We start from the raw sequence: 17,140 nt of genomic DNA on the forward strand, positions 1-17,140 counted from the left end.
GATGGGAGCGATCCAGCTCAACAAGGTTGAAAAGTGGTTCGGCAACCTGCAGGTCATCAAGGGCATCGACCTCGACATCAAGGATGGCGAATTTGTCATCTTTGTCGGACCGTCCGGCTGCGGGAAGTCGACACTGTTGCGTCTGATCTCAGGGCTTGAGGAAACCAGCCGTGGTGCTATCGAAATCGATGGCAAGGACGTCACTGCACTGCCACCATCGGGGCGGGGACTGTCGATGGTCTTCCAGTCCTACGCGCTTTACCCGCATATGTCGGTGCGCGAGAATGTCGGTTTCGGTCTGAAGACGGCAGGCTTTCCCAAGGCGGAGATCGACCGCAAGGTGAATGCGGCTGCTGAAGTGCTGAAGCTGGACGAATATCTCGACCGGCGCCCCAAGGCGCTTTCGGGTGGACAGCGCCAGCGGGTGGCCATCGGCCGCGCGATCGTCCGCGAGCCAAGTGCCTTCCTGTTCGATGAACCGTTGTCGAACCTGGACGCAGCGCTTCGCGTTGAAATGCGTTTTGAGGTCGCCCGGCTCCACAAGAGCCTCGGCACCACCATGATCTACGTGACACACGATCAGGTGGAAGCCATGACGCTGGCCGACAAGATCGTGGTGTTGCAGGCCGGCAGGATCGAACAGGTCGGATCGCCGCGCGAACTTTATGAACGGCCGGACAATCTGTTCGTGGCCCAGTTCATCGGTTCGCCGAAGATGAACGTGTTGCCCTGTTCACTCGAAGAAGGACGGTTTTCGCTGCGCGGGCATGGCGGCGGTCCTTATCCGTATGCCGGCAGCGGGCAAACACCGGTTAAACTCGGCATCCGTCCGGAGCACATCAGCCTTGCAACGCCGGGCGAAGGGCATTGCACCGGGACGGTGGAAGTGGCCGAGTATCTGGGTGCAGACACCTTCCTTTACGTGGCGCTCGACGGGCTTGAAACGATCCTGGTGCGCATCAGCGGTGCCGAAGACGTGGAGGAGGGTACTCGTGTTGGTCTGACCTTCGACGAGAGCCGCCTGCATTTCTTCGACGGCGAAGACAAGGCCATCCGCTAAGACTGCCTGTCGGAAAGAACCCGGCCTTTTCGGCGGGTTCAGTTCCGGCAGAGCACCAGCACGGTGTATCGAGAAGCCTCCTCGTCGATCCGGGTCGGGCTCTTGATGTTGGTGATGGTGTTGTAGGAAGGCGCCAGGCCGAGATCTTCCATGAACTCCGCCATCAGCTTGCCCCTGACCGCGAAATTCACGTTTTCCGGCAGGTCACCGGCCAGTTTGAGCGTCTTGAACTTGTCCAGACGAGACACAACGGTGCCGACAACAGCCCCCGTCCTGTCCAGAACCGGGCCACCTGAATTGCCTGGCTGTACCGGTGCTGTCAGCATGAAATGGCGGCTGTCGCCCTTGACGCCTGCCAGCGACGAGATCATGCCGGGAGTGAAGTTCAGGTTGTTGTCCAGGATCTGGGCAAAGGGATAGCCGATCACGAAAATCTCCTCTCCGCGAACGATCGGCTGTTTTGAACGGAACTGCGCAACATGATCCGACTTGCCGCTGTCGAGCTGCAGGATCGCGAGGTCGTTTTCCGTGTCCGCCTTCACCAGCCTCGCGGCACCGTGGCCTGGAATATCCAGCGAGCGGCAGTTGCCGACCACATGCGCATTGGTGCCGATGTGGCCTTCTGTCGTCAGGAAATAGCCGCTGCCGGAGGAGGAGGTCTTGCGGCCGATAATATCCTTGCGTGCTCCCTTGGGAAGCGGATCGCTGCTGTTGTCCTCTTCCAGAACCTGCAGGCCGGGAGCTGATGTGACCGCGTCCAGTTTCTCCTCGTCTGTTCCGTCGTAAAACGTCATGCTGTTCGACATGGCAACTGCCACGCGATCCATGAAGACGGCATGGCGTGCCTGCCAGGCAAGCGAAAAGCCGCGGCTGTCCGAAGAGGTCTTCATCATGCGCAGGTAGAAATCACGTCCATCCTGCCGACCGGAGACGACGAAGTAGTCATTCCGGAATTGCTTGTGCTCCACGGTCCGCCCATCGCTGGTATCGGTCAGACGCTTGTAGAGGGCCGCGTAGTCGGTTTCTTCCGCCGAAACCTGCAGGGTTTCCAGTTCGATGCTGTTGTCGTAGGCCCGCCAGAGGTGTCCGCGCGGCGTCTGGGTGGACGGTTCGAAGAGCTTGCCCGGAACGCCGAGCTGCAATCCGGAAACGGCGTCCTTGTAGGTTTCAAAACCGACCCGTTCGACAAGGTCTAGGCCGTCGCGCTGGAGGATCTGCATCTGCTCGTCGTCGAGCACACCGTTCGGGGTGAAGTCCCGGTGCTTCTGGAAAGTTGTGAGGGCGTTATAGGTGAGCCTGCCGAAGGTTCCGTCCACCTGTGAGGCGTAGTCTCCCGTAAAGACCAGCAGGAACTGGATCCGGACCCGTTCTCGCCAGTCCCTGGCATGGAACCAGTCCTTGGACTGATCGTAACCTGCCTGCACGGTGCCGGCTGATACCAGCAAAAACACGATGGCATGAAGAAACGAACGCATAACCAGCTCCCCTTGGTCGCGTTCCACATTTTAGCAAAACGGCGATGATGGAAACAGGCTCGCCCTGCTCAGCCGGGGATATCTCGCGATAAAACTCCGGAGGCGGTGTTCAGATGGAGCGGCCTGAAAAACCATGTTTCAAAGCGGAACAACATCGACCTTGTGATCGGTGGTTTGAGACCCTGACGTGCGCAACACGCCTTTCACCGGTGCCGCGTCTCCATAGTCGCGGCCATGCGCGACAACGATGTGATCCTGTCCGACCCTGAGAGCATTGGTGGGGTCATATTCGATCCAGCCTATCTCGATGCCGCACCAGGCCCTGACCCAGGCGTGCATGGCATCCGCACCTTCCAGCCGTTCCTGGCCTTCCGGCGGAATGGTCCGGAGAAAGCCGCTGACGTAGCCTGCCGGAATGCCGATGCTTCTGAGGCATGCGATCATGATGTGCGAAAAATCCTGGCAGACGCCATGACGTCGCTCGAACGCCTCGATGGCCGGAGTGTCGACTGTTGTGGCCTCGGCATCGAAACGCATGTCCGTGTTCAAGGCCTTGCCGATGGCTTCGACGGCGGAAATCGTGCTCATGCCCGGGACGACATGGTCCTGCGCATAGACTGCAAATGCGGGGTCGAGGGGCAGGCGCGGCGAGGCTGAAAGAAAATGGACCGGCGCCCTGGGGGCAAGCGACTGAACGCCGGAGAGCTCCCTTGCCAGGGCGTGCAACGGCGGTGAAATGTCGAGTTCTTCCGGTACCGCTGTTCTGTCGATACGGGCCTTCAGCTTGAAACTGAGTTCGCTGTGGCTGCGCCGGTAGGCAACGTCGGTGACAGCATTGCCGAAGAAGTCCGTCCGGTCGTGACGCTCAGAAGGGCCAGGCACGATATGGATCTGCCCCGCCATCAGCTTCTGCTCGCCGGGGATGGTTGCCGGCATCAGCCGGAGCGCATGATGTCCGTAGTTGGCCGGGCTGGCATAGTCGTAAGTGATTTCAAGCGTTACATCGTAATGCACGGGCGCCTCGCGTCGGGCGTGTCGGGTGAAAGCGACCGTCCGTTACCGGATATAGGCATCGGTCAGCTCCACGGAGAGATAGGAGATCTGATCGCGAAGATCGGCAAGAGAAGCCGGTGTCAGTGTCTCCGGGGTGGCGATTGCCAGAAGTGTGTGAACCTGCAGGACGGAGCGGGCCAGCTCCGAAAGATGCCCGTTTTCCGTCGCGTTGGGCAGCACGCCGATATGGTCTTTCATGTCGGTCAGCTGGTAGAGCACCGCGCGCGGGTTCTTGGTGTCCATCGCCAAAAGGTCCAGCACGGTGGCATGGCTGAGAGAGACCGCATAACGCCGGCTCATGGACATGGCACTGTCGCCAACCTCAAGCAGCAGTTCAAGAGAGCCTTCCGGGGCGTCTTCGTCGGTAAAGACCGACAGGAGATCAGCCATCCGGTGGGCGCGTTCCAGTGCACGGCCGATGGACAGGAAACGCCAGCCGATAAACCTGTACATGTTTTCATGCACAAGACCCGAAAAGCCGGTGATCTTGCGCAGCAGCAGGCCCATGGCTCTGGTAACGTCGGCATTGTCGCGCATTGTGCGCTTGGCGCCGTTCGCGGCTTGGGCAAGGTCGTTCAGCGCCAGCCAGCCATCGACAGAAAACCGGTCGCGTACCTTTGCAGCGCTGGCGACGGCCGATTGCAGCATGTCGCACAGGCCATCGGGAACAGGCTCGACAGGCGCCATGCCGATCTTGTCCAGATATTCCGCCGTCAATGCCACAAGCGGGGCTTCCGGGTCCGCCGTTTCCATCAACCGGGCATGATAGGCACGCAGCAGCCGCACCGCGCCTTCCGCACGCTCCACGTAGCGGCCGAGCCAGAACAGGTTGTCGGCTGCGCGCGATGGCAGGGAACCGGTCTGTGATTTGAAGAACGGCGATTCCGTCTGGTGGAGCAAGGTTTCCTTATGCGGCTTCTGACCGCCGACGATCCACACATCGGCCGCCGATCCGCCCGCCTGCATGGCAATCGCACTTGCATCTTCCGTTTGTCCGATCCGGGCAAAGCCGCCAGCCATGACTTCCCAGCCGTTGGTCGTTCGGGCCAGGAAGACGCGCAGGCTCATGGGCCGGGGGACCAGAAGCCCGCTGTCATAAGCAGGCGTCGTCGACAGGGTCACGGCTTCCTGCCCGACCAGCTTGTCGCTCTTGCTGTCGATCCAGGTTTCCAGAATGCCCTTGTGGAACTTGTCGAAATCCTTGCCGATAAAATCGGTATGGGAGGACGTGAAAGGCAGCGCGGTCGACAGCGCGGGGCTGAACATCATGCCTTCCGCATTTTCCTTCACGTAGGCTTTTGTTCCCTCTTCACCGCACCACCAGGTCGCGACGTTCGGCAGCTTCAGCGGCTCGCCGAGCAGGTGTTCGCTGATGCGCGGCAGAAAGGCAAGGAGCGCGCGCGTCTCCAGAATGCCGGTGCCGAGCGCGTTGATCATGGTGACTGCGCCGCTGCGGACCGCCTGAACAAGACCCGGTGTGCCGATGTGAGAGGTTTCGTTCAATTCCACCGGATCGGCCCAGGCGGCATCAAGGCGCCGCCAGAGAACGCTGACGGGCCTCAGTCCGGCGACCGTGCGTACCATCAGCTTGCCGTTTTCAACGGTCAGGTCCTCACCTTCCAGCAGCATGAAGCCGAGATAGCGGGCGATGTAGGCATGCTCGAAATAGGTGTCGTTCAGCGGGCCTGGTGTCAGGATCGAAACGCGGCTTTCGCTTTCTCCACGCAGCTCGACCAGGTGGTCGCGGAACCGCCGGAAAAACCCGGCCAGCCGATGGACATTGGCACGGGCGAAGAACTCGTTGAAGACGCGTCCGGTTGCGACCCGGTTTTCCAGCGCGAAGCCGGCACCGGAAGGCGCCTGTGCCCTGTCGGACAGGACCCACCAGGTTCCGTCCGGCCCGCGGCCGATCTCGAACGACAGGAAATGCAGAAAGTGTCCGGATTTCGGCTTGATGCCCACCAGCGGACGCTGCCACTCCGGGCTTTGCGCAATCAGGCTTGCCGGAAGATAGCCGTTGGACACCAGCCTGTTGTCGCCATAAAGATCGGCGACAACCTGTTCCAGAAGTTCGGCGCGCTGGGTCAGACCGTCTGCAATCACCTGCCAGTCGTCCTGGCTGATGATCACCGGAATATGGCTCAACGGCCATTCCCGCTCATTCGCCCCGTCCTGCCCGTATTGACGGAAATAGACCCCGGCATCGTTCAGATACTGATTGCCGCGCGCGAAACGCTCGGTGATTTCCTCCGGCGTCAGAGCGCTCAGATGCTCCAGAAACGGCCGCCAGACCGGTCTTACCCGGCCATCAGGGAAGAGCAGCTCGTCCGAAACATCCGGAAAGGGACGATAGGCCTTCAAGAGGCCGTAGCGAAGCGCTCCGGGTTCTGCGTTTTCGTCCAAGCTCATGCATCGTTTCCAGTCGGCGGGGCTGCCGGTTCGTCAGACATTCTGCGGTCTGCGCAGGTCCAACGTCAACGGAAACTCCGGATGCGGCCGTTCAAGCCCCGGAAGATAGAGCCCCGGCGTATGGCCGTGCGGCTCGAACCTTGCAAGGCGGCGGGCTTCTGCCTCGTTCCCGTTGACAGGAAACGTGTCATAGTTCCGTCCGCCCGGATGAGCAACATGATAGACGCAGCCACCAAGGGCCCGGCCGCTCCAGCGATCGAAGATATCGAAGGTCAGCGGGGCGTCGACCGGATGCACGGGGTGCAGCGCCATGGCCGGTTGCCAGGCCTTGTAACGGACACCGGCAACCGAAACGCCGTTGGTCTCGGTTTTCCTGAGCGGCAAGGTCCGCCGGTTACAGGTGACGGCGTAGCGGTCCGGATCGCTGGTGGTGAGCTTGACCTGCAGACGTTCAGTGGAACTGTCCGTATAGCGCACGGTGCCACCGATGGCGCCGGTTTCGCCCAGTACGTGCCAGGGTTCCAGCGCCTGTCGAAGTTCAAGGTGAACACCATCGACCTCGAGTTCTCCGCAGAAGGGGAAGCGGAATTCGGCCTGGGCTTCGAACCAGTCCGGACGCATCTGAAAACCGTGATGCTCCAGATCCCCCAGGACGTCGAGAAAATCGGTCCAGACATAATGCGGCAGCATGAACCGGTCGTGCAGGGCCGTGCCCCAACGGGTCAGATTGCCGGACAGTGGCTGCTGCCACAGGCGCGCAATGAGCGCCCTGAGCAACAGCTGCTGGGCAAGGCTCATGCGCGGGTCCGGCGGCATTTCGAAGCCGCGAAACTCGACGAGGCCCAGCCGTCCTGTCGGGCCGTCGGGGGAATAGAGCTTGTCGATGCAGATTTCCGCCCGGTGGGTGTTGCCGGTGACATCCACCAGAAGGTTGCGCAGCAACCGGTCCACCAGCCAGGGGAACGGCGTTGCTCCTTCATGTGGGCGGTGGATCTGTGACAGCGCGACTTCCAACTCGTAAAGGCCGTCATGACGGGCCTCATCGACGCGCGGTGCCTGCGAGGTCGGGCCGATGAAGAGGCCGGAGAACAGGTAGGACAGGCTTGGATGGCGCTGCCAGTGCAGGATCAGGCTGCGCAGGAGATCAGGCCGGCGCAGGAACGGACTGTCGAGCGGCGTCGCGCCGCCAACTACCACGTGGTTGCCGCCGCCGGTGCCGGTGTGCTTGCCGTCAATCATGAACTTGTCGGCACCGAGCCGCGACTGCCGGGCTTCTTCATAGACGCCTTCGGTGATCGCAACACATTCCTGCCAGTTGGACGCCGGATGGATGTTGACCTCGATGACGCCAGGATCCGGTGCAACGCGGATGACATTCATGCGCGGGTCGGGCGGGGGCGGATAACCTTCGATATGAACCGGCAGGTTCAAGTCAGCTGCGGCAGATTCCGCCACCGAGATGAGTTCCAGATAGTCCTCGATCCGTTCCACCGGCGGCATGAAGACGCAAAGACGTCCGTCGCGAGCTTCCACCGACAGCGCTGTTCGGACCGATGCTCCGCCAAATTCGTCGTCCGTCAGGGTTTGTTCCCGCCGGTCCTGCTGGCCTTCGCTGGCGGTGAAATGGGCAACATCCTGCCTGCGGTCAGCGCGCGGGCCCGCAGGAAACTCCGGCAACGGATCGCGGGGGACGGTCGGATCGGCGATGTTGGTGTAGGGGTATTGGGCCGGTGGGACATGGGGCAGGGATTCCAGCGGCAGGCGGTAGCCGACAGGGCTGTCTCCGGGTACGAGGAACAGCGCATCACGGCGCAGCTTCCAGCGTTCGGATCGCCAGCGGTGTCCGCCGGCCTTCGATTGCCAGCGCTGGATCGGCAGCACATGTCCGGCAGGTTCGGTCAGCCCGCGGTCGAAGACACGGGCAATACGATGCCGGGCCTCGGCATCCTCCAGCTTGGAATTTTTCGGGGTGACATTTTCCGGAAGGTTGGCTTCCTTCACCAGCCACACCGCCGGGTCTTCATAGGCGGCCACGACGTGGTCCGGGTCGATTTCCAGCTTCGTGGCGATCTCCTGCAGCAGCGCTGCGGCCTGATCTGCGCTGGCCTTGGTATCGTCGCCTTCTTCCGCGATCAAATCCGGATCATGCCAGATCGGTTTTTCGTCGCGGCGCCAGTAAAGCGAGAAAGTCCAGCGGGGCAGGGTTTCACCCGGGTACCATTTCCCCTGGCCGTAATGCAGGAACCCTCCAGGGGCAAAGCGTTCACGCAGCCGGCGGATCAGAATGTCCGCCTTCTGGCGTTTGGTCGGGCCGACCGCGTCGGTGTTCCATTCTGCGGCTTCGAAATCATCGATCGAGACGAAGGTGGGTTCACCGCCCATGGTCAGGCGGACGTCCTCCTGCGACAGGATCCGGTCGACCTTGGTGCCGAGCTGATTGAGTGCCGACCAGGCATCGTCTGAAAACGGCTTGGTGATGCGCGGATGTTCGGCGACGCGGGCCACCTTCATGTCGAAGGCAAAGTCGACCTCCGCCTTGCTTGCCATGCCGACAATCGGGGCGGCGTTGACGTAATGCGGCGTCGCAGCCAGCGGAATGTGGCTTTCGCCTGCCAGAAGGCCGGAGGTCGGATCGAGCCCGATCCAGCCTGCACCCGGCAGGAAGACCTCGGCCCAGGCATGAAGATCGGTGAAATCGTGATCGGTGCCGGAGGGGCCGTCCAGTGCTTCCAGATCCGGCTTCAATTGTATGAGATATCCGGAGACAAACCTTGCGGCAAAACCGAGATGGCGCAGGGCCTGCACCAGCAGCCAGGTGGAATCGCGACAGGACCCGGTTCCTTTCTCGAAGGTTTCTTCCGGTGTCTGTACGCCAGGCTCCATGCGAATGACATAGTTGACGGTCTGGGAAACCTTGGCGTTCAGCCCGACGATGAAGTCGACGGTTCTCTGGCGATCCTTAGGGACCGTTTCCAGGAACGCGGTCATGTGCGGGCCGGTCGGGTCGAGGCGACGGTAGATCTGAAGATCTTCGCGAAGTTCCGGCGGATAGTCGAAGGGCCATTCCTCCGCGCTCTCCTCGATGAAGAAATCGAAGGGATTGTAGACGGCCATGTCGGCGACCAGATCCACTTCGATCTTGAATTCGCGTACAGGCTCGGGAAACACGAAGCGGGACAGCCAGTTGCCGTAGGGGTCCTGCTGGTGATTGACGAAGTGTCCTTCGGGCGAAACCTTCAACGAGTGAGACAGGACCCGGGTGCGGCTGTGAGGGGCCGGCCGCAAGCGGATAATCTGCGGGCTTAAGGTAACCGGACGGTCGTATCGGTAATGGGTCAGGTGATAAATGCTTGCACGAATTGACATTTACAGGGTCCCGGTATTTGTCCGTTTCAAAGCGCGAGTGTCAGGTTTTCACAAAATCAAACGCATAACCACGTCTTTCTGTAGGCAGTTTCGCCTCACGAATGGGCTGCAAGCATCTTGTGAAAGGAGAAGGCCGGAAACCAGGTGAAATCTCGTGTCGCCGGTCAGGGTTCGTTAAACACGATGCAATCCTTCCGGCGAAGCCGGCTCTGACGAGCGCTTTTCCTGTGCTAATTTCGGATTGATTAACACAATCGGATCAAGGTGCCGGCTGCCAGTGAGCGGCCAGCAGGCATGAGCTCTGTTGCGGCCGGGTTTCAGGCAGGAATGCCTCAGGAGCCGGTTTCTGGCAATCTTTGGATATGCGCCAATAAAATGTGCGTAAGTGGTTGCCACTTCTGCAGAACATATTTGTGGTGGCTAATATGACGCCGGGGGTATGACCAGGCACTGTTTCGGTGCGGTCGGCCGGCCCCATCTCAAGGTTCCGTTCGGCTTTCGAACATTTAACCGGTGCTTCGGTGAATGTCCGTGATCTGAAGCGGGGCCGTTCTTGCGTGAAGTGCTGCAAGACGGGACGGGCAAGGATGAAGAGCGAAGGATAATGATGATCGTCAGACTGCTGTGCATGGTGTGGTTCTGGGTGGCAGCCGGCGTGGTTCAGGCGGCGGACTTCCGCGTGACCTTCATCAATCCGGGTGGTGAGACCGGTTTCTGGGGAGACGTGTCCAGAACCATGATGGCGGCTGCTGCCGATCTGAACGTCGACCTGGAAATCCTCCACGCCGATCGGCGTCCCTACGGCATGGAAGAGCTTCTCAGCCTCCGGCTGGAACAGGGGGAGCTGCCGGACTATTTCATTCTGGTCAACGAGAACCAGGCGGCTGCCCGTCTGATGCAGCTTATGGAGGGCCGGGAGAGCAAGGTTCTGTTCCTGCTCAACAAGCTGACACCGAAGCAACGGGTCGACCTGGAACGCAGGAACATCGATCTTCATGGTATTATCGCCTCGGTCGTTCCGGACAATGAAACGGCCGGTTACGAGATGGCACAGTCGTTGTTTGCCGAAGCGCGGCGGCTCAACCCGGAGGCAGGGGAAATCCGGTTGCTGTCCCTGACTGGCGATTCAACCACGCCTGCCGGATTGCAGCGGGAACTCGGAATGTTGCGGGCTGTCGCAGACAACAGTGACGTCAAACTGGTCCATGCCATTCCGGTCGACTGGAGCGAGGAACTTGCTTTCGCGCGGACGAAAAGCGTTTTGAACCGTACGCGAATTGATGTCGTCTGGGGTGCGAACGATGACATTGCTTTCGGTGCACAACGTGCAGCAACCGATGCCGGGCTGAACATCGGCAAGGATATATTGTTCGCCGGGTTGAACTGGTCGAACCGCGGCATGAACGCGGTACGGTCCAACGAACTGACCATGACTCATGGCGGGCATTTCTTTGCAGGTGCCTGGGCGATCGTGATGCTGAGGGATCATTTCTTCAGAAGCGTTCAGGGGGAAGTTTTCGTCGATGTCGTGTTCAAGATGTCGCCGATCACCGCCCAGAACGTCGAGCTATATCTCAGCAGGCTTGGTGACGGGAATTGGGACAAGATCGACTTTGCCCGTTTCTGCAAATCGTCTTCCAATCATAGCCACTACGATTTTTCAGCTGACGCCATTCTGGAAGCTGCCGGAAGTTGACCGGCGTGCCGGCTGGAAGGGGACGGCTGTTGTTTCTTTTCTCGTAACACTTTGAATTCTCACCTATCCAAGTCTGCTGTCCGGACGGTATAGATGCCTTGGAAGGGCCATTTGAAGAGCCCAGCGGGAGAGAGCCATGAGCGACGAAGCCGAACCGGGCAAAGCCTATAATCCGGAAACGGAAGGCGCCGAGATGCGCTTTGCGGACAAGATGTCCTATGGCGACTATCTGGGGCTGACGCAGATTCTGAATGCACAGGCCCCCTTGTCGGACGCTTCCGACGAACTGCTTTTCATCATTCAGCACCAGACGTCGGAATTGTGGATGAAGCTCATGCTGCATGAGCTGAACGCCGCTCGCGATGCGATTGCCGATGATCACATGCCGCAGGCGATGAAGCTTCTTGCCCGGGTCAGCCGGATCATGGAGCAACTGAATTCTGCCTGGGACGTGCTGCGGACGATGACGCCGAGCGACTATACCCAGTTCCGGGATGCTCTCGGCATGTCCTCGGGCTTCCAGTCGCTGCAGTACCGGCTGATCGAATATGCGCTGGGCAACCGGAACACGGCAATGATCCGACCGCACGAGCACGATGCGCAAAGCGTTGCTTTTCTGAATGCGGAGCTGGCCCGCCCCAGCCTTTACCAGGTCGTGCTGGCCTTCGCCCGCCGCCAGGGTCTCGACGTACCGGATGACGCCATTGCGGTACCTGCTTCTGCTCCGCATCTTGAAGTTCCCGAGATCATGACGCTCTGGCAGAAGGTTTACCGGGATCCGTCAGCCCATTGGGCCCTTTACGAAGTCGGTGAGAAACTTGTTGATCTGGAAGACTACTTCCGCCGGTGGCGCTTCAATCATGTCACCACCGTGGAACGGGTGATCGGCTTCAAACGTGGAACCGGCGGAACCGGCGGCGTCAGTTACCTGAAGCGCATGCTGGAAGTCGAACTCTTCCCCGAGCTCTGGCATGTGCGCACTGCGCTCTGAAACAGTCTGCGTCTCGTCATTCTTGGACGAATTGCATGTTTGCCATCGGCGTTTGTGCCGATAGAGTGTCGTTTCAAGAGCCCCGCAAGCGGGCTCAAGGGACTGAAGAGGGGATTTCCTATGTTGAAACAATTTGCTGCGGCCGCCAGCCTGGTGGCCCTTCTGGCGGGAGCGGCACAGGCCGAACCCGTCAAGGTCGGCATGATCACGACCCTGTCCGGCGGTGGTGCAGGTCTTGGCATCGATGCACGTGACGGCTTCATGCTGGCGGTCAAACAGGCCGGCAACAAGGACCTGGAAGTGATCATAGAAGACGACCAGCGCAAGCCGGACGTCGCGGTTCAGCTTGCCGACAAGATGATCCAGTCGGACAAGGTCGACGTCCTGACCGGCATTATCTGGTCGAACCTGGCAATGGCCGTCGTGCCGTCTGTCACTGCCCAGGGCAAGTTCTATCTGTCACCGAACGCCGGTCCGTCCGCTCTGGCCGGCAAGGGCTGCCATCCGAACTATTTCAGTGTTGCCTATCAGAATGACAACCTGCATGAGGCGGCAGGTGCCTACGCCAAGGAAGCCGGTTTCAAGAAGAGTTTCATCCTCGCGCCGAACTATCCGGCCGGCAAGGATTCGCTGACCGGATACAAGCGCTACTACGACGGTGAACTGGCGGGTGAGATCTACACCAAGCTGGGCCAGACCGACTATGCGGCCGAGATTGCCCAGATCCGCGCATCGGGCGCCGATAGCGTGTTCTTCTTCCTGCCTGGCGGCATGGGTATTTCCTTCCTGAAGCAATATGCCGACAGCGGCGTCGGCCTTCCGGTCGTTGGTCCGGCCTTTTCCTTTGATCAGGGTATCCTGCAGGCAGTCGGGGATGCTGCGCTGGGCGTGAAGAACACGAGCCAGTGGAGCAAGGATATCGACAACGATGCCAACAAGGCCTTCGTTGAAAGCTTCCAGGCCGAATACGGTCGCCTGCCGTCGCTTTATGCGGCCCAGGGCTTCGACACGGCCAATCTGCTGCTGTCGGCCATGGCGAAAGCGGATGTGACGGACGCCGACGGTTTCCGCGCAGCGCTTGAAGCAGCTGACTTCCCGTCCGTGCGCGGCAAGTTCAGCTTCGGCCCGAACCATCATCCGATCCAGGACATCTATGTTCGCGAGGTGATCAAGGAAGGTGATGTCTACACCAACAAGATCGTCGGAACGGCCCTGACTGATCATGGTGATGCCTATTCAGCCGAGTGCAAGATGTAAGACCCGGCGGGTTCTCCAAGCTTTGCGAAAGGCGCAGTCTCAGGGCTGCGCCTTTTTCTTTTTTGAAATCGTGGGGCTTCCGGGTCCCGGTTCGCAGGAAGTATGGGGCTGGGTTCAATTACCTTTGCCGGCGAAATTACTCCTCACCTGACTTCGGTCTTTCCAGGGCTTGCCCCTGTAATCCGCATCTTGACCATGCCTGCCGGGGCTGTGGTTTGGCGCAAGGGCAACGGCATGGATCCCATGGTCGAGCCACGGGATGACGGGGAGGGAGTGGGAGAATAGAGGGCATGGATACGGCGATACTTTGCCCGGCGTCCGTCATTGCAGGGCTTGACCCTGCAATCCCTGCCGTGATCTCAGCGAACGCAGATGGTGTGGTCTGAAGCGAGCTACTTCCCGAACGCACCTGTATCGATCATCTGCTGGAACATCTCTTCCATGGAGGTTTTCATCGGCCTGTAGGTTACGCCGAGGGCGCGTTTGCTTTTGGAATTGTCGGCGCGCCATTTCACGTCGACGTTGTTGGTGACGAATTTCCGTGAAATACCGCCGACGATCGGCCCGACCAGCCAGACGATCCATTTGGGTAGCGACTGGCGAGGCACCGGATAACGTTCGCCGTATTTCTCGATCAAGGCCTTGCCGAGTTCCAGAATGTTGGTGTCGTGGCCGGAGATGATATGCCGGCCCTCGGCCTCTTCCCGGAAACCCGCCTCCATGTGTGCCCTGGCAAGGTCACGCACATCCACGACACCAAGGCCAAGTTTCGGAGCGCCCCGTTTCATGGTGCCGTCGCCCATCTGGCGGACGATGTTGAAACTTTCGGATGTCGGCCCGGCGTTAAGGGCCGGACCGATCACCAGCGACGGATTGACGGTGACCAGCTTGAAGCGATCCTGAGCCCTGGCGTTCTTCCAGGCTTCCTGTTCCGCAAGCGTCTTGGAATAGCTGTAGGGCTGGTATTCGAGAGAGGCGGTGGTGTTCCAGACCTCCTCCGTCAGTTTGCCACCGGGGGCTTTTAAGCAGTCGATTGCATCCGTGTAGATGGCCGCGCAGGAGCTGGTGACGACCACGCGTTTGACACTTGCAGTCCGCGTGGCGGTTTCCAGAACGCTCCGTGTGCCTTTCACTGCGGGCTCGATCAGTTCCCTCTGCGGGTCCTTGACCGATGTGGTGAAAGGGGAGGCTGTGTGGAAGACGATGGCACAGCCTGCCATCGCCTCGGCGTAGGAACCTTCCTCCAGCAGGTCGGCCCTGAAAAAACGCAAGGTGCCCGGAGATCCGGCCGCAATCTCCTGAAGGTGTGCGACCTTGTCATTGCGGTCCGGGTCACGGACAGCAGCGTGCACCGTAATTCCGGCATCGAGCAATTCCTTCACCAGCCAGCCGGCAACATAGCCCGTGGCACCCGTTACCAAGACCGGTGCATCGGTGGAAAAAGAGGTCATCGGATCGGGTCATCCTTCCTTTGAAGGCCGCTCTTGCGCCGGCAGCTTGTCCAAGCAGTGAGATAGCCGCTGGATGGTGTGCGTCAACACAGGAATTTTTTCTGCCATAGATGCCCGTCCAGCAGCCAATGGGCGACAGACGATCGTGAAGACCTGCCCGGCGGACGTCGTATCCGGGGTGCAGACAGGCTGAGGACATGGGCGAGCAGGTCACGCTGCAGTGCAAAGTCAGTATTCGGATTTCGTTTTGCGATGCAAAACGAACCTCAATAGAAGTATGATGTAGAAAAATATGAAAGACTCGAAACCCGATTTCGTGCTACATCTGATGTCAAAATTGTGCCACACTGACGGTGCTGGTCGATAGGTGACCGGGTTTTCGGGTCGGGTGCAGGGGGCGTTCCTGTTCTTGAAACGCCTTTGAAAACAATGTTTTGCCACTCGTTTGAGTAGGCTTGATTATCTACTAAAAATTTAGTTTGACAACATGGCGATGCTGTGACCATCTATTCGTAGCCGGTTAATGACGGCGTTTAATATCTCACGGGAGGAGATGCAGATGCGTAAGTATCTACTCACCGCAGTCGCAGCTGGTGCTGTGCTTGCGGGGGCAGGGTCCGCTTTTGCCGATGAAGCAGCGGCGCAAAAGTGGATCGACCAGGAATTCCAGCCATCCGTTCTGTCAAAAGATGAGCAGCTTGCAGAAATGCAGTGGTTCATCAATGCGGCTGAACCGTTCAAGGGCATGGAAATCAACGTCTTGTCCGAAGGCATTCCGACGCACTCCTATGAGTCGGAAGTTCTGACCAAGGCCTTCGAAGAAATCACCGGTATCAAGGTCAATCACCAGATCCTCGGCGAAGGGGAAGTGGTGCAGGCCGTGCAGACCCAGATGCAGACCGGCCGGAACCTCTATGACGCCTATGTCAACGACTCCGACCTGATCGGCACCCATTCCCGTCTGCAGCTCGCCTACAACCTGACCGACTGGATGAACGGCGACGCCAAGGATGTCACCAACCCGGGTCTCGACCTGGAAGACTTCATGGGCACCCAGTTCACGACCGGCCCGGACGGCGACCTCTATCAGTTGCCTGACCAGCAGTTTGCGAACCTCTACTGGTTCCGCAAGGACTGGTTCGACCGTGAAGACCTGAAGGCAGCCTTCAAGGAAAAATACGGGTATGAACTCGGCGTGCCGGTCAACTGGTCCGCATATGAGGACATCGCCGAATTCTTCACCAAGGACGTCAAGGAAGTCGACGGCGTCCAGATCTATGGTCACATGGACTACGGCAAGCGCGCACCGGACCTCGGCTGGCGCATGACCGATGCCTGGCTGTCCATGGCGGGTGCAGGCGACAAGGGCGAGCCGAACGGCGTACCGGTTGACGAGTGGGGCATCCGCATGGAAGCCGGCACCTGTAACCCGGTTGGCGCTTCGGTTTCCCGCGGTGGTGCTGCAAACGGCCCAGCGGCCGTCTACGCGATCCGCAAGTGGGACGAATGGCTGCGCAACTATGCGCCTCCGGGTGCTGCCAGCTTCGACTTCTATCAGTCCCTGCCGGCTCTCAGCCAGGGCAACGTTGCCCAGCAGATCTTCTGGTACACCGCGTTCACCGCGGACATGGTGAAGCCGAAGTCCGAAGGCAACAACACGGTTGACGACGAAGGCACGCCGCTGTGGCGCATGGCTCCGAGCCCCCATGGTCCTTACTGGGAAGAAGGCCAGAAGGTCGGCTACCAGGACGTGGGTTCCTGGACCATCCTGAACTCCACTCCGGTGGATCGTGCGAAAGCAGCCTGGCTCTATGCCCAGTTCGTGGTTTCCAAGACGGTTGACGTGAAGAAGAGCCATGTCGGTCTCACCTTCATTCGCGACAGTACCGTGCGTCACGAGTCCTTCACCGAGCGTTCTCCGAAGCTCGGCGGCCTGGTCGAGTTCTATCGCTCGCCGGACCGTGTTGCCTGGTCCCCGACCGGCATCAACGTTCCGGACTATCCGAAGCTGGCCCAGATCTGGTGGCAGCAGATCGGTGACGTGAACTCCGGTGCGTTCACGCCGCAGGAAGCCATGGATCGTCTGGCACAGGAAATGGACATCGTCATGGCCCGCATGCAGCAGGCTGACGAGCGCGCCAACGTCTACGGTGGCTGCGGTCCGCGTCTGAACGAAGAGTCGGATCCGCAAGAATGGCTGAACAAGCCGGGCGCACCGAAGGCAAAGCTCGAAAACGAGAAGCCGCAGGGCCAGACCGTGAACTACGACGAGCTGGTCGCACGCTGGGCTGAAAAGTAAACCTGAGCGCGACGTGCAAGGGCATCGTGTCTGCCAAGCAGAACATGGTGCCCGGGCACCCATCACCCAACAAACCGGACCGG

Annotated in this window: 10 protein-coding genes; 5 read left to right on the plus strand and 5 right to left on the minus strand. The window is 59.8% G+C overall.

The features are described from left to right. Position 1 precedes the first annotated feature (1 nt). Positions 2-1,060 (plus strand): ABC transporter ATP-binding protein, encoded by a 1,059-nt coding sequence (locus FIU93_RS11155; RefSeq protein WP_023003055.1) that lies wholly within the window; start codon positions 2-4, stop codon positions 1,058-1,060. A gap of 38 nt (positions 1,061-1,098) precedes the next feature. Here the strand turns inward: FIU93_RS11155 and FIU93_RS11160 are convergent, their stop codons facing one another. The 4 genes from FIU93_RS11160 to FIU93_RS11175 all read right to left on the minus strand — a co-directional run bounded on the left by FIU93_RS11160 (position 1,099) and on the right by FIU93_RS11175 (position 9,363). Then, positions 1,099-2,535 carry a serine protease gene (locus tag FIU93_RS11160; protein WP_152505606.1) on the minus strand — a complete coding sequence of 479 codons (1,437 nt, stop codon included), beginning with the start codon at positions 2,533-2,535 and terminating at the stop codon, positions 1,099-1,101. A 138-nt stretch (positions 2,536-2,673) separates the two neighbouring features. Next, positions 2,674-3,549: a transglutaminase family protein gene (locus FIU93_RS11165; protein WP_023003057.1), complete on the minus strand. Its 876-nt coding sequence runs from the start codon at positions 3,547-3,549 to the stop codon at positions 2,674-2,676. Positions 3,550-3,591: 42 nt separating this feature from the next. Next, on the minus strand, positions 3,592-5,997 hold the full coding sequence (locus tag FIU93_RS11170; protein ID WP_152505607.1) for a circularly permuted type 2 ATP-grasp protein: 2,406 nt from the start codon (positions 5,995-5,997) through the stop codon (positions 3,592-3,594). A 33-nt stretch (positions 5,998-6,030) separates the two neighbouring features. After that, complete coding sequence (locus FIU93_RS11175; RefSeq protein WP_152505608.1) at positions 6,031-9,363, minus strand: transglutaminase family protein; 3,333 nt, start codon at positions 9,361-9,363, stop codon at positions 6,031-6,033. Positions 9,364-9,967: 604 nt separating this feature from the next. Here FIU93_RS11175 and FIU93_RS11180 point away from each other — a divergent pair. The 3 genes from FIU93_RS11180 (at position 9,968) to FIU93_RS11190 (ending at position 13,307) form a co-directional block, all read left to right on the plus strand. Continuing rightward, positions 9,968-11,059, plus strand: a complete 1,092-nt coding sequence (locus FIU93_RS11180) for an ABC transporter substrate-binding protein (protein WP_081713240.1) — start codon at positions 9,968-9,970, stop codon at positions 11,057-11,059. A 136-nt stretch (positions 11,060-11,195) separates the two neighbouring features. Beyond that, positions 11,196-12,050: a tryptophan 2,3-dioxygenase gene (gene kynA, locus FIU93_RS11185; RefSeq protein ID WP_152505609.1), complete on the plus strand. Its 855-nt coding sequence runs from the start codon at positions 11,196-11,198 to the stop codon at positions 12,048-12,050. A gap of 120 nt (positions 12,051-12,170) precedes the next feature. Next, complete coding sequence (locus tag FIU93_RS11190) at positions 12,171-13,307, plus strand: ABC transporter substrate-binding protein (RefSeq protein WP_023003062.1); 1,137 nt, start codon at positions 12,171-12,173, stop codon at positions 13,305-13,307. A 392-nt stretch (positions 13,308-13,699) separates the two neighbouring features. Here the strand turns inward: FIU93_RS11190 and FIU93_RS11195 are convergent, their stop codons facing one another. Continuing rightward, positions 13,700-14,758, minus strand: a complete 1,059-nt coding sequence (locus FIU93_RS11195; protein ID WP_152505610.1) for an NAD-dependent epimerase/dehydratase family protein — start codon at positions 14,756-14,758, stop codon at positions 13,700-13,702. Between the two features lie 559 nt (positions 14,759-15,317). Between FIU93_RS11195 and FIU93_RS11200 the strand changes: the two genes are divergently transcribed. After that, on the plus strand, positions 15,318-17,057 hold the full coding sequence (locus tag FIU93_RS11200) for an ABC transporter substrate-binding protein (protein WP_031270305.1): 1,740 nt from the start codon (positions 15,318-15,320) through the stop codon (positions 17,055-17,057). Positions 17,058-17,140 lie beyond the last annotated feature (83 nt).

The sequence above is a fragment of the Labrenzia sp. THAF35 genome (assembly GCF_009363595.1).
Lineage (GTDB): Bacteria > Pseudomonadota > Alphaproteobacteria > Rhizobiales > Stappiaceae > Roseibium > Roseibium algicola.

Excerpts from the sequence above, each read along its gene's own strand:
- FIU93_RS11155 (WP_023003055.1), top strand. The coding sequence starts at position 2 with ATGGGAGCGATCCAGCTCAACAAGGTTGAAAAGTGGTTCGGCAACCTG.
- FIU93_RS11160 (WP_152505606.1), bottom strand. The coding sequence starts at position 2,535 with ATGCGTTCGTTTCTTCATGCCATCGTGTTTTTGCTGGTATCAGCCGGC.
- FIU93_RS11170 (WP_152505607.1), bottom strand. The coding sequence starts at position 5,997 with ATGAGCTTGGACGAAAACGCAGAACCCGGAGCGCTTCGCTACGGCCTC.
- FIU93_RS11175 (WP_152505608.1), bottom strand. The coding sequence starts at position 9,363 with ATGTCAATTCGTGCAAGCATTTATCACCTGACCCATTACCGATACGAC.
- FIU93_RS11180 (WP_081713240.1), top strand. The coding sequence starts at position 9,968 with ATGATGATCGTCAGACTGCTGTGCATGGTGTGGTTCTGGGTGGCAGCC.
- kynA (WP_152505609.1), top strand. The coding sequence starts at position 11,196 with ATGAGCGACGAAGCCGAACCGGGCAAAGCCTATAATCCGGAAACGGAA.
- FIU93_RS11190 (WP_023003062.1), top strand. The coding sequence starts at position 12,171 with ATGTTGAAACAATTTGCTGCGGCCGCCAGCCTGGTGGCCCTTCTGGCG.
- FIU93_RS11195 (WP_152505610.1), bottom strand. The coding sequence starts at position 14,758 with ATGACCTCTTTTTCCACCGATGCACCGGTCTTGGTAACGGGTGCCACG.
- FIU93_RS11200 (WP_031270305.1), top strand. The coding sequence starts at position 15,318 with ATGCGTAAGTATCTACTCACCGCAGTCGCAGCTGGTGCTGTGCTTGCG.